This is a genomic window from Infirmifilum lucidum (assembly GCF_014876775.1).
GTDB lineage: Archaea > Thermoproteota > Thermoprotei > Thermofilales > Thermofilaceae > Thermofilum > Thermofilum lucidum.
Genome location: NZ_CP062310.1, coordinates 804,276 through 817,331 on the forward strand (window position 1 = coordinate 804,276; position 13,056 = coordinate 817,331).

11 protein-coding genes and 1 tRNA gene are annotated in these 13,056 nt (G+C 49.6%); 5 read left to right on the forward strand and 7 right to left on the reverse strand.

The window, feature by feature from the left end:
• Nucleotides 1–23: 23 nt before the first annotated feature.
• From IG193_RS04450 to ahcY, 4 genes are read left to right on the forward strand one after another with little or no spacing between them, the layout of a single operon-like run.
• Nucleotides 24–698 (forward strand): phosphoribosyltransferase, encoded by a 675-nt coding sequence (locus tag IG193_RS04450; protein WP_192819682.1) that lies wholly within the window; start codon nucleotides 24–26, stop codon nucleotides 696–698.
• Nucleotides 695–1,648 carry an MBL fold metallo-hydrolase gene (locus IG193_RS04455; RefSeq protein WP_192819683.1) on the forward strand — a complete coding sequence of 318 codons (954 nt, stop codon included), beginning with the start codon at nucleotides 695–697 and terminating at the stop codon, nucleotides 1,646–1,648. The genes IG193_RS04450 and IG193_RS04455 overlap by 4 nt, the downstream gene beginning before the upstream one ends.
• Before the next feature lie 43 nt (nucleotides 1,649–1,691).
• Nucleotides 1,692–2,492 (forward strand): S-methyl-5'-thioadenosine phosphorylase, encoded by an 801-nt coding sequence (locus tag IG193_RS04460; protein ID WP_192819684.1) that lies wholly within the window; start codon nucleotides 1,692–1,694, stop codon nucleotides 2,490–2,492.
• Between the two features lie 48 nt (nucleotides 2,493–2,540).
• Complete coding sequence (ahcY, locus tag IG193_RS04465; protein ID WP_192819685.1) at nucleotides 2,541–3,842, forward strand: adenosylhomocysteinase; 1,302 nt, start codon at nucleotides 2,541–2,543, stop codon at nucleotides 3,840–3,842.
• On the opposite strand, the gene IG193_RS04470 is transcribed toward ahcY, so the two are convergent.
• On the reverse strand, nucleotides 3,839–5,122 hold the full coding sequence (locus IG193_RS04470; RefSeq protein ID WP_192819686.1) for a tRNA (N(6)-L-threonylcarbamoyladenosine(37)-C(2))-methylthiotransferase: 1,284 nt from the start codon (nucleotides 5,120–5,122) through the stop codon (nucleotides 3,839–3,841). The genes ahcY and IG193_RS04470 overlap by 4 nt on opposite strands.
• A gap of 155 nt (nucleotides 5,123–5,277) precedes the next feature.
• Here IG193_RS04470 and IG193_RS04475 point away from each other — a divergent pair, with 155 nt between their 5' ends.
• Complete coding sequence (locus tag IG193_RS04475; protein ID WP_192819687.1) at nucleotides 5,278–6,873, forward strand: hypothetical protein; 1,596 nt, start codon at nucleotides 5,278–5,280, stop codon at nucleotides 6,871–6,873.
• A 3-nt stretch (nucleotides 6,874–6,876) separates the two neighbouring features.
• Here IG193_RS04475 and IG193_RS04480 read toward each other — a convergent pair whose 3' ends face one another.
• The 6 genes from IG193_RS04480 to ilvA all read right to left on the reverse strand — a co-directional run bounded on the left by IG193_RS04480 (nucleotide 6,877) and on the right by ilvA (nucleotide 13,050).
• Nucleotides 6,877–9,081: an elongation factor EF-2 gene (locus IG193_RS04480; RefSeq protein WP_192819688.1), complete on the reverse strand. Its 2,205-nt coding sequence runs from the start codon at nucleotides 9,079–9,081 to the stop codon at nucleotides 6,877–6,879.
• Nucleotides 9,082–9,267: 186 nt separating this feature from the next.
• Nucleotides 9,268–10,602: a tRNA(Ile)(2)-agmatinylcytidine synthase gene (locus IG193_RS04485; protein ID WP_192818029.1), complete on the reverse strand. Its 1,335-nt coding sequence runs from the start codon at nucleotides 10,600–10,602 to the stop codon at nucleotides 9,268–9,270.
• Between the two features lie 3 nt (nucleotides 10,603–10,605).
• Entirely contained in the window at nucleotides 10,606–11,187 is a 582-nt protein-coding gene (locus IG193_RS04490; RefSeq protein WP_192818030.1) for a 50S ribosomal protein L6, read from the reverse strand.
• A gap of 132 nt (nucleotides 11,188–11,319) precedes the next feature.
• A tRNA-Leu gene (locus IG193_RS04495) sits at nucleotides 11,320–11,404 on the reverse strand.
• A gap of 38 nt (nucleotides 11,405–11,442) precedes the next feature.
• The gene (locus IG193_RS04500) at nucleotides 11,443–11,826 is read right to left on the reverse strand and encodes a RidA family protein (protein WP_192818031.1); all 384 of its coding nucleotides are present in this window, start codon (nucleotides 11,824–11,826) and stop codon (nucleotides 11,443–11,445) included.
• The gene (gene ilvA, locus IG193_RS04505; protein ID WP_192818032.1) at nucleotides 11,827–13,050 is read right to left on the reverse strand and encodes a threonine ammonia-lyase; all 1,224 of its coding nucleotides are present in this window, start codon (nucleotides 13,048–13,050) and stop codon (nucleotides 11,827–11,829) included.
• Nucleotides 13,051–13,056: the final 6 nt, after the last annotated feature.

The window sequence follows — 13,056 nt, forward strand, 5'->3', positions numbered from 1 at the left end:
GAATAAAATTACTTAAAAATAACGTGCCCCGCATCAACACCAAGCTCGTGAGCTGGGAGGAGATAGTTAACTGGACGTACGAGCTCGCTAGAAAAATAGAGGAGAGTGGCTGGAAGCCAGACATAGCTGTCTCGATTGCGCGCGGGGGATACGTCCCAGCACGCCTACTCTGTGACTTCCTGGACATAAACGACTTGGTAAGTGTCCAGGTTCTCCACTGGGGTAGAGCAGCCGAGATAACCTCCGTGGCGCACGTCAAGTACGGATTTCAGGCTGACCTTAGAGGTAAAAGGGTGCTTCTTGTCGACGACATATGCGACACGGGGGATTCAATAGTCGTGGCACGCGAATATATCGAGAGAAACTACTCGCCGGCCGAGATAAGGGTTGCAGTGATGCAGTGGATTAGCAGCGTGGCGAAAATCAGGCCAGACTATTACGTCGACGAAGTTAAAGAATGGGTGTGGTACCAATATCCCTGGACAAGAGCGGAAGACACTACTAATTTCCTTGAGAAAATAATCGGTGAGGGGTTCAAATCTGGAAAGACTGAGTGGACTTACGATGAGCTCATAGGAGCCTTTAAAGAGTGGTATGGTATAGACGTGGGAGATCAGTACTATAGGCTTGCACTAAAGAGAATTGTCAAGAGCGGTAGGATCGCTCTGGAAGGCGACAAGATAAAGGTCGTCTCATGATGGACATCAGGCTGCTCGTAAGTAGGGGCGTTTTCCTCGAGACTGGATCGACAAGAATTGCCCTTGACCCTCTTGTCCTTCCCCGTGCAAAACCACAAGCCACATTTATCTCACATGCCCACCAGGATCATTACTCCACGAAAGTTCTGAGAAAACTTTCGAATATCGTGATGAGCAGAGTTACAAGGAAGATCATAGACCCCAAAAGGAGGCTGAAAAACGTGATCGAAGTAAATCCGGGAGAGACCATCGAGATTGACGGCTTAGTAGTAGAGGCATTTCATTCTGGCCACATCATAGGTAGCTTACAGTTCAGAATCACGCTAAGAGACGCTGCGATCGTGTACACCGGTGACTTTAACCTGGAGAAGAGAGTGGTGCTTCAACCCGCAACCCCATTGCGTGGAGACTTGATCCTAATTGATGGAACATACGGACACCCTGCCTATGTCTTCCCGAAAAGGAGGGAGATATATGAGAGAATAATATCGCGTGTCAAAGAGGTAGCAGGAAGTGGGGAGATTGTGCTTAAGTCACGAAAACTCGGGGTCGCCCAGGAGCTTACTGCATTAATAAGTATGTCGACGAGTCTGCCAGTCATTGTTGAGCCGGAGATTGCTAGGTATAACGAGATATACGAGGAGTATGGGGAGATCCTAGGGAGGTATGCTGTTAGTGAGGAGCCCAGACGTGGTGCGCCACTAATAACTAGGCTGTCGCGGAGGCTCCCTAGAAATATTCCTGCCATACCCGTCACAGGCTGGGCCCTAAAGACCGGCATTCCGCTAAGTAGCCACGCTGACTTCAGCCAACTTGTAGAATACGTGAAGAGGAGCAAGGCGCAGGTTGTTGTTCCAGTGTGCGGTTTCAGAGAAGAGTTCTCGAGATACATACGGGAAAACCTAGGTGTGGACTCGTACTCCGGTAAGGACATTAGCATAAGGTTGTAAATGAGAGAAAAATGTTTAAAGAAGCTCGGGTAATAGATCACACGTGAGCCAGACACCCCCTAGGGTTAAAATCGGCATTATAGGAGGCTCGGGCCTATATTCTCCAGATTTTCTCGAAAAAGTCCAGGAGTATAAGATCTACACGCCTTATGGGGCTCCATCATCAGACATAATGATCGGCGAGATAAAAGGAGTTAAAGTGGCCTTCCTCCCCCGACACGGCAAGAGGCACAGCATACCCCCACATATGATTAATTACCGTGCCAACATCTGGGCTCTGAAAGAGATTGGAGTCGAAAGGCTCATCTCGGTCTCGGCAGTGGGCAGCCTGCGCGAGGACTATAAGCCCGGAGACTTCGTGTGCACAGATCAGTTCATCGACATGACAAAGAGACGCGAATTGACCTTCTACGACGGGCCTGTTGTTGCCCATGTTTCAATGGCTGACCCCTTCTGCCCAGAGTTACGCACACTCTGCATTGCGTCCGCCAAGAGCCTAGGAATAACCGTGCATGAAAAGGGGACTTACATATGTATTGAGGGGCCTCGGTTCAGCACGCGTGCAGAGTCGAGACTCTGGAGAAGCTTCGGGGCGGATATTATAGGGATGACTCTTATCCCAGAAGTTAACTTGGCGCGCGAGGCGCGCATGTGCTTCCTCAATATAGCCATGGTAACCGACTATGACGTGTGGGCTGAGAAGCCTGTTACTGCGCACGAAGTAGCCCGGGTTATGGCCGAGAACACCGAGAAAGTCAGAAGGCTTCTTGTGGAGCTTATTCCGAAGATACCTGAGAAGAGGGGCTGCCAGTGCGCCCGGTATCTGGACGAGGCCCTTCTCTAAAAACACTATCTTATTTATAAGTGACTCGTTTTTCCTCTATGGTGAAAAATGGTTGAGTACAAAATAAAGGATTTGTCGCTGGCAGATAGAGGTAAGCTAGCCATAGAGTGGGCCGAAAGACAGATGCCCGTTCTGAGACTCATTAGGGAAAGCTTGTTGCGCAGGAAGCCTCTTAGCGGTATCAAGATAGCCGCCTGTATGCACGTCACTAAGGAGACGGCTGTCCTCATGCTAGCCTTACGCGATGGAGGGGCGGAGATTGCTCTCTCGGCTTCGAATCCTCTGTCGACGCAGGATCACGTTGCAGCCTACCTCGTAGAAGAGGGTATTCACGTGTATGCTTGGAGGGGTATGACGGAGAGAGAGTATTTTGAGGCCATTGCTTCTGCTGCATCGATAGGCCCCGACATAACTATGGACGATGGGGGCGATTTGACAGTGATGCTCCACAAAGTCGCTCTTGGAGAAAGGTCGGGGCTAGACTATGAGATAGGGTCGAGCATTTTAAGCCCAGAAATGGCTAAGAAGATCCGAGGGGGCACCGAGGAGACGACGACAGGTGTTATAAGACTCAAAGCATTGCAGAGGCAGGGTAAGCTGCTCTACCCGGTGATCGCTGTTAACGATTCTCTTACGAAGTTTATGTTTGACAACAGATTCGGCACAGGCCAGTCGTCGATCGATGGCATCCTCAGAGCCACGAACATCCTATTAGCCGGCAAGAACGTCGTCGTGGCTGGGTACGGGTGGGTTGGCAGGGGTATTGCCTGGAGAGCCAGAGGAATGGGGGCCAGAGTGATTGTCGTGGAGGCAGACCCTATCCGCGCACTAGAGGCATACTACGAGGGCTTTTATGTAACAGATATGAGCTCAGCCGCTGAGCTCGGGGACGTATTCATAACAGCAACTGGGAATACCGACGTTATACGTAATGAGCATTTCCTGCGTATGAAAGACGGTGCCCTGCTCGCTAACGCCGGACACTTTAATGTTGAAATCTCTGTACGTGACCTCGAAAAAATGTCGACGAGTGTAAGGAACATAAACGAGTACGTCAAGGAGTACACTCTTCCAAATGGTAAGAGGCTGTACCTATTAGCCGAGGGCAGGCTCGTAAACCTTGCCGCTGCAGAGGGACATCCTAGCGAGGTTATGGACTTGTCGTTTGGCAACCAGGCGCTAGCCGTGAAACTACTCGTAGAGAGAGGTGCATTGCTGGATAGGAAAGTTTACAGGCTCCCGAAGAGCATCGATAAGAAGATAGCCCTCCTAAAACTAAAATCCCTGGGGGTGAAGATCGAGAAGCTTACGGAGGAACAGAAGAAGTACCTGGAAAGCTGGAGTGCCTAGTCGATGACCTCTCCCACAAGTGCTAGAGGTGTAGCGCCCTTTACTCTCGCTTTCACGATTTTGCCCAGCTCGAGATTGTAGCCCTTAAAGATCACTGGTTTGTACTCTATTGTCCTACCCACAAAATCCATCTTAGGCGAAACAGAGTTTACTAAAACGTCAAAGACCCCTCCGACGTATTTTTTGTTGATCTCGTAGGCCACCCGTAGTGACAGTTCTGAGGCAATTTTACTTCTCTCCTTCTTCACGGGCTCTGGAATACTTTTCATGAGATACCCTTTTGTGAATGGCCTCAGAGTGTATCTAGCTACATGAACTTTGTCGAATTTAACCTCCTCTATTAGCCTTAGCGTGTTCCTGAAAGCTTCCTCGTCCTCGCCCGGAAAACCAACTATTATGTCTGTCGCTATGCTCGAGGAAAACCCAGAAGAGCGTATCTTCTGGATTAATGACTTGTACTCGGCAACTGTGTACTTGCGGTTCATAGCCTTTAATACGCGGTCGTCTCCGGCCTGCACAGGTATGTGGAAGTATTTGTAGACGCGACCATCAGCCATAGTCACTAATAATTTTTCAATCTGAGTAGAGAGTAGCATGGGCTCCATCATGCCTATCCTGAGCCTGTACTCGCCGTCAACTTCTTCAAGTACCATATTTATGAGAGCTGTAAGATTCGTCCCGAGGTCGTAGCCATATGCCGCCAAGTCCTGCCCTACGAGGTACACCTCCTTAGCTCCCCTCCTTACAGCATCTTTCACTGCATTAACTATTACTTCCGGCGGGTAGCTCTTTACCCCTACTCCTCGAGTAACCCACTCAATGCAGAACGAGCACGAGCCCAAGCATCCGGACTGAATCGGTAAAACATAGGTTACACCTCCCCAGTACTCCGGGAGGGTTTTCCTGGCACGAGGGTAACTCCTGAGCATAAACAACTGCTTGTCACTCTGAACGACTTCAACTATTCTTTCAAGAGCATCAGGCTCCACTAGACTTGCTTCTGGCGTAACTTGCAATATGGACTTCGGGCGAACATTTACAAGGCAGCCTGTAACAACTATTCTGAACCCTCTTTTCTTCCTTGATTCCTCTAATTCCCTGAGCCGTCTAAAGATCTTGACTTCCGTGTCTCCTCTGACGGCACATGTATTTACTATTACCGCATCTGCATTCTCTAATGAGTCTACGACCTCGTGACCGGCATGTAAAAGCAGGGTTTTCATCACCTCACTCTCCCCTTTGTTAAGCCAGCACCCATAGGTCTCAATGTATACCCTCACTGTAGGACGCCCCTAGATTATTGCAGAAGGTGTTTTTATCACTTACAGCGAGGCTCCCGAGAAGGTTTAGTCTTGAGCGGGGCCAGAGAGAACCGGGAAAGAGGGTCAGAGGCTAAAAGCATAAATTAGCTCTCTATGTAACAAGAGGGGGCCATATGAAAACTCAGTTTAAAGGATGGGCTACGCTGTTGATCCTCGCCGCCATACTACTACCCTATTATGCATTTTCCCAGCCCTCGACGCCCGCCAAAGCCACGCTGACAGCCAGGCTTGAGTACAGTTATGGCCTAGTCTTTTACAACCTAGAGCTTCCTGAGGCCACCTCGACGCTATCTTTCAATATTTCAGGGTTTAATGATAGGCTTGTCTTAGGCGTTGCCAGAGCCCCGAGACAGCCTACGGTTCTCGGCGTGAGCGATGGGAAAGTTGTGTCGTTTAAGTTCCGAGAACCTGTGCGTCAGGTCAACTTCACCTTCGTCTTCAGAGTAGTAAACGTATCACAGCAAAAAGTTGAGATCATGCTACCTGTTCCGCTAAGCCCTCTCGGTTACATAACCGATGTGAGTGGTTCGGTGACGTTTACAGCGGGTGTTGCTCTGAACTCAACTGTGGGGAAGGTTACAGGCTCCCAGATCAGCTATAACCTTACAGCTACTTCAGGTGTACTAGACGTTGTAAGAGGCTCTTCCCACATATCCCAGATACCCTTAGGCCAGATCGCGAGACTTAACAGGACGATTCTAGTGGAGCCTGGAAAAGTAGTGTTCGAAGATACAGTGGAGGTACGAACACTCTCAAACTATCCAATAGAGACACTTACATTGAACCTTCCGAGAGGCTACGTGTTCGACGGGGCGATGGGCGTGCTAGGACCCTACCCTAGGAATTACTGGAGAGTGTACAATGCCTCTAACTCCACGCTCGTAACGCTTAACCTTATGTCATCTCCGCAACTCGCAGGACAGCGAACTGTGCTAACCCTTAGGTTTCACACGGCTCTGTCTTCGAGTATTAATGCGTTCCTCGGGTGGGGGGCTACGATTGAGGAGTATAGCATTAGGGTGTGTATTCGGGGGACTTTAAGCCTGCCTCAGCAATACGTAACTGGAGAGGTAGTGGAGGACACCATGCGGTGTTACATCCTTAAGCCTATGGGGCCTCTGTTCCTATCAGACATTTACCCGAATGTCCCAGTAACCTCGGTGGCTTTCCAGCCACAGACAAACACCACAGCCTTAGCCGGGATAATAGTACTCCTGGCCGTGGTCGCGAGCGGGGTCTATGCTCTAGTTAAAGTGCGGCAGAAACCTATAGAGAAGGTTAGAGATAAGGTGCTCGAGAGAGTTGTACTTTCTACTGAAACCCGCGAGAAGTTGGAGAAGAATCTCGTGCGCCGGGAAGAGTTACTACTATCACTGCTCGGGCAACTCCGAGGACTAAGGGAGAGGAGAGCTGGGACGGCAAGGATAATGTCTCTTATTCGTGAATACGAGAAGAAAGACGCAACTATAGAAACGGAGATAGCGAAGCTCCTGGGCCAGCTCGGAGACAAGGGACGGAGCATGGCATCAGAGCTTGCATCCATTAGCTCCAGTCTACGTGAGAAATTGAGAGAGCTCGAAAGGACAGAGAGGGACTATAGGGTTGGCCGACTCGAAAAGAAAGAGTATCAAGAAAGAATTGAAAAAATCGAGAGCGAGCTCAGAAAGCTCTCGCAAATGTTTAGAGAAATCTACGAAAAGTATTTGTAACCTCTAGGACTCCAGGAAGTCCTCTATTCTGGGAAGTCTCTTTGACAACCCTTTCCGCTCCCTTATAGCTAGAGCTATTTCCTCTAGTTGGGATGCGGGTACTGGAGCCCAGCGATAGAACTCGTAAGCGAAGAAAGCTCTGCCTTGTGTGGCTTCGCGGAGCTCGTCTGCTATGTTGAAGCTCTCAGCTACGGGTAATTCAGCAAGTACGCGCATTATCAGCCCTCTCTCCTCCATGCTCAGAATTTTACCCCTGTGTCTGTTTAGAACTGTTAGGACTCCGCTAACATGAGTTGTTGGAACTTTAACGTCCACCTTCAATATGGGCTCTAGGAGCGTTGGTTTGGCCGAGAGCAGCGTAGCCATAATGCTATTCTTAGTTGCAGGCATTATCTGTGCCGGGCCTCTGTGGGCAGGATCCTCGTGGAGGATGGCATCTACTAGTACGACCTTCACGCCTCTCACGGGTTCCTGTGCTAGAGGGCCTGCCTCCATAGTCCATCTAAAGCCCTGAATTATGGTATCTTTGACCTCCCTCAGATACTGTACACCGCTAGTCTTGTTAACTATAATGTTAAAGTTCTCATCTATATCCCAGATATTCCTTGCCTCGTCCGTGTCCCACCCCGCGTATTCCCTCAGGGTGGAAGCTCTCTCGCGCCAATCCTGGTCGGCGTAAACCTTGCCTTCCTGGAGAAGCTTTATAGTCTCTTCGTTGAGGGGCTCAGCGTAGAAGTAAAGCTTGTTATGCTTGTTAGGCGACTTGCCTTCAAATACCTGACCTCTTTCCCGTATCGTCTCCCTATAACGCACTATTGGAGACGATGTTACGATCTCCAGGCCTGTTCTCTGCTTAAGTTCCCACAGAGTAATCTCGAGGTGTAGTGTTCCGACACCGCTCAGAAGGTACTCGCCCGTCTCCTGATTTATGTAGACCTTAAGGGTTGGGTCTTCAATTGCTAACTTCCTTAGAGCGTCGACAAGTTTTGGCAGGTCGCTGCTCTTCTTGGGTTCGAGAGCTATTGTGACAACAGGTTCGGCAACATAGGTGAGGTGCTCAAATGGAACTATTACATCTTTATATTTCGCGTCAACAACGGTCTCACCGGCTCTAGCTTTTTCTAGTCCGAGCATAGCAACAATGTTTCCAGCAGATATCTGCTCAGTTTTTTCACGATACGGTCCCATGTACAGACCTACCTGTAGAACCCTGGCACCATCTTTGGCATTCACGAGGTATACTTCTTGCCCTTCAGTTACAGTACCGCTGAAAACCCTGCCCGTTGCAACGTGTCCTGCGTGGGGGTCGATTGTTATCTTGCTTACAGCCACAACCGTCGGCCCGTCAGGATTGCACTCCAGCATGGCCTTGCCTATCTCACTGTTTAAGTCTCCACGCCATAGCTTAGGCACTCTGTAGCGCTGAGCCTCTCTGGGGTTTGGTACATGCTCTACTACCATATCTAGCAGAGCCACGTAGAGGGGGAACTCCTGGGCAAGTTGTTCTTTGTTGTCATGTATGTAAGCATCAATTATGTAGTCGAACTTTACTCCCTTCTCCATAGCGAGAGGCACTGTGAGTCCCCACTTATGTAGCGCGCTACCGAATGCGACCTGTCCTTTAGCGAAATCCACTTTCCACTTGTCTCTAAACTCCTTGTCGGCGTAAAGCTCGATTAAACCATTGAATTCCTTCACTATCTCGACAAAGCGCTGCTGGATTTCCCTCGGCTCTAACCTAAGCTCCTTTATGAGCCTGTCCACCTTATTAATGTAGAGTAGTGGCCTCACGTATTCCTGTAGAGCCTGCCTTACGACGGTCTCAGTTTGAGTCATTATGCCCTCTACAGCGTCAACAACGACGATGCCTCCGTCCATCATCCTCAGACTCCTGGTGACGTGGCCCGTAAAGTCCACGTGTCCCGGGGTGTCTACCAGGTTGATGACATAGGGCTTGCCCTGCCACTCGTGATAGAGCGAGACGTTAGCTGCTTTCACAGTCATCTGCCTAAGTTGCTCGATCTCAACATAGTCTAGGGCTAGTGCCTGTCCTGCGACCTTAGGGCTTAGAATCCCTGCTCCCATCAGTAGTGAATCTGAGGTTGTTGTCTTCCCGTGGTCAACGTGTGCCAGTGTACCGATATTTCTAACTTGCTCAACATTTCTCATTATTTTGACTATATCTGAGACCTGTTTGTAGCGAACCATCTCTCACACCTATTCTTTTGCATTAGCAACAGCAATAGCGTTTATAAGAGTTTCTTGTAGAGGTGCCGACCAGAGAGCGTGTACTCAAAAGTATTGAGCCTTTCCCTCGTTGAGTTTACCGTTGTAGGATTGTAGGACGGCACAAGAAAAAGATACAGAGTGGTTCCAGTAGCAGTGTAATTTTGTCTAGTAGAAAGTCCCAGCGATCGGGGAGAAGGTAGGGCTAGGTTCTGAACTTAAACCCTGGATCTCTAGAGGCCGGGTCAGATGCCTATATGCTCTCATGCTCTGGACGTATAAACTGGGTTCCAGTACTCTTGGTAATTCCTCCCGGATTTTCTGGAGGTGCCTACTGCGGTATCCGCATTTGGAGCACTTAAACCCCTTGTTCCTTCCCGCAGATTCCATCCGGGCCCCGCATACTGGACAGGGAGGGTTAAGGATATTTACAGCAGTCTTAAGCGAGAGCACGCGCAAGAATTCTGCATTTAGTGTTAACCCCTTCCTCGGCACAACTCCACCTCCAATTTCTACCTCGTCCCCCATTCTTAGGAGCCTCGCCGCTCTGTTCAGCCTACCCGTCTCCTTGTAGAACATGGAGTTAATACAGCCACTGCCGTCGCACACTCTGACCTTTACATGTCCCCCCTCTACTGCCACTGGTTCATCCCAAACGACTCCACTTACAACGACCGAGTCATAGGGCCTTATATCGGCTATCTGCTTCCTACGCCTTAGGTGTGCGTTTGTGGCCTGGTTACTCTTGTAGAGGATGAACCCCTCCGCGCCTATTTCTTTGGCATGGGGACTCAGGTACTTGTCTAGTACTTCGATTAACGCGTATACACTGACCGACCTTAACCCAAGTAGAACAGGGTCAGGACCGCGGGGAACAGCCAGAAGCCGTTCTTCAGAGTAGTCATACGTTGCGAAAATAATCGGCCTATACCTCCTGTCTATGTCTAGAATAACATCCTCGCTAAAGCTGGTTTTGTGGCCTCGGAGTGTAGGACTTCTGTATACAAGGAGTTCATACGTATAGTCCTCAAGAGGGTATGCGCCTATCGCGGCTAGAGCCCCTATAACTCCTCTCTTTTCCTTCCTCCCACCCGTTACTATAGTCTCGGCACTACCCTCCTTAACTATTTCTTCGACATAACCCCGAGGAACTATACTAGTCAAAGCAGTATTGTACAGCTCCCGCAGGACGCTGTTCACCCTTCCCTTCGCGATTGCAAAACCCGGCGAAGTCTTGCCATGTTGCTCTGAATGCTCCATCACGAGATTCTCTACGAGCTCAATGACTTCCGGTACTTCATCTTCACTGACATCCACGTGGATAGAAACCGCGGCGTTCCCTCTGGTCTTAAATGGAATATTCGGATTTAATCTCACCAGATACGGAAGGTCTAATAGTCGGGCACCCCTCTTATGCAGTTCGAGTGTTAGCAGGTAACCTAAGTACGATGTACAGTAGCCATCCGGAGAATCTACATCATCTACTCCAACGTGGAGCTCCATGTACTATTCCTTCAAATGTTCGACGGCATAGAGGTATATACCATCGAGAATACCTGGACCCGTACCTTCACGCCCGTGAGGGCTAGGCCTCCTGTCCCCAGTAAGACGCGTTGCGTGGTAAATGTTAGCAGCGGTCTGGGCAACAGCTTCTTTGTCTACGCCTTCAACCACTACGTCGTCCTTCTCAACTCTTACTTTGACGCCCGGCAGGATCTCTGCATATCTCTTGCCCCTCTCCCCCAAGAAGTTCTCAATGATAACTTTATCCTTATCAACCTTAAGAGTCATCGGAAAGTGAGCGTAAACAATCTTCATCTTATACCTAAATCCCTTCGTCACGCCAGTAATCATGTTATTAATATGAGACGCTATGGTTTTCACCAGCGAGTACTCCCGCTTGTTCGCCAAGTACGTTTCCACTTTGACAGAATTGTCCTCGATGGACAACTCTATTCTCTTTGCATAGCTGAAGTCTCGCTCAACCCTGCCCAACGGCCCTTCAACGCTAACTTTCTTTCTATCGATGCTTACCTTAACGCCATCGGGAATCTTAACTCTCTCTTCAACGTGAAACACCTTAACCATAGTAGCCCAGCCCTCCCCTCCAAGAATAAACTAAACTATAAATTTTGTCTTATGTAATCCTCTACTCATCCCTTGACTCTCCACCAGTCTCCTCCTAGCTATAGCAATATTCCCAGAAGGATGACGCTCGAGTGCGGGGGCCGGGATTCGAACCCGGGCAGGCCGACGCCAGCGGAGCCTGAGTCCGCCCCCTTTGACCTAGCTCGGGCACCCCCGCTCTTCTAAAGAAATGAACTGGGTAGAAAAATATTTTTCTCAGCCCCTGTAAGCAATAACTGAGACCTCCAATAGTACTCCCCTAGGAAGGTCAGCTGCCTGTATAGTGACGCGCGCTGGAGGATCTTTGGTAAAATACTGAGAGTAAACCTCGTTAAATTCGCTGAATAACTTTAGGTCTCTGAGGAAGACTGAGACATAGACTACATTCTCCATAGCAAGCCCTGAAGCCTCGAGGATCGCCTTTATGTTCTCAAGTACCTGCTTTGTCTGCTCCTTTATCCCGCCCTCAACGACTTCGCCTGTTTGAGGGTTCAGCGGTATCTGGCCAGAGACGAAAACAAAGCCACCAGCTTCTACAGCTTGGCTGTAGGGGCCTATTGGCTTAGGAGCCCTGGGCGTGAATATTACTTTCCTGGACATTCACGTCACCTCTTCGAAATTTAACCCGAGGTCTTTTAACTTTATTAAAAGGAGGTTTACAGATTCGCGGGAGGGAACCTCTAGGCCCAGGGTTACCTGAGCCATACCTGGCGCAACGAGCGGGTTGACACGCTCATGGTCAATGGATATGATATTTAAACCGAGTTCTGCAATTACATCAACAACCCTCTTCAGCTGTCCTGGCCTGTCTGGTAGCAAGCCCTTAATCTTGACCTGCCTACCTTCAATAAATAACACCTGGTTTATTATCCTGGAGAGCATTGACGGGTCAACGTTCCCGCCTGAAACTACGGCGGCAACGCGCTTACCCTTCGCCTCTACTGCGCCAGAGAGCAGGGCAGCGACGGATAGAGCCCCAGCCGGCTCTGCGACGGTCTTCGCTCTCTCCAACAGGATAAACACTGCCCTGGCGATGTCTTTGTCATCGACTAAAACCATGTCGTCCACAGTCTCCTCCATAATCTTGAGTGTGGTTTCCCCGGGTCTCTTTACGATGACTCCGTCGGCTATACTCCACACGCTGGGCGTTTCTACGACTCTCCCCTGTTTATAGGAGAAAAACATTGCCGGTGCCCCTGAAGGCTGTACGCCAATAACCTTAATCCTCTCGTTGAGTTTTTTTAGCGCCACAGCTATACCCGATATAAGCCCTCCTCCACCAACTGGAACTATGACGATGTCTAGGTTCGGAGCATCTTCAAAGATCTCGACGCCTATCGTCCCCTGTCCGGCTATAATGTCTATGTCGTCGAAGGGGTGTATGAATGGCACTTTTTTAGACTCTGCGAATTCCATGGCCTTCATGTAGGCGTCATCGTAGGTATCTCCGTGAAGGATGACTTGTGCGCCATAGCTACGCGTGGCGTTAACCTTATAGAAGGGTGTGTGGCGGGGCATGAATATTGTTGCCTCAACGCTGAGGAGCAATGCGGAGTACGCGACGCCTTGAGCGTGGTTTCCGGAGCTAGCAGCTACTACGTGTGAGACATTCTCGAGTTTCTTCAGCTTGCTTATCTTGTAATATGCCCCCCTAACCTTGAAGGCTCCGGTCTTCTGTAAGTTTTCGAGCTTGAGGTAGACTTCTGCCTTTGTAAGGTCGCTCAGTGTTCTGCTATGAAGGAGGGGCGTCCGGTGAATTACTGTACTGAGCATTTCGCGCGCCTCTTTTATCCTCAGACTAATTTCGTCTACTAGCGACTTCATCAGGTA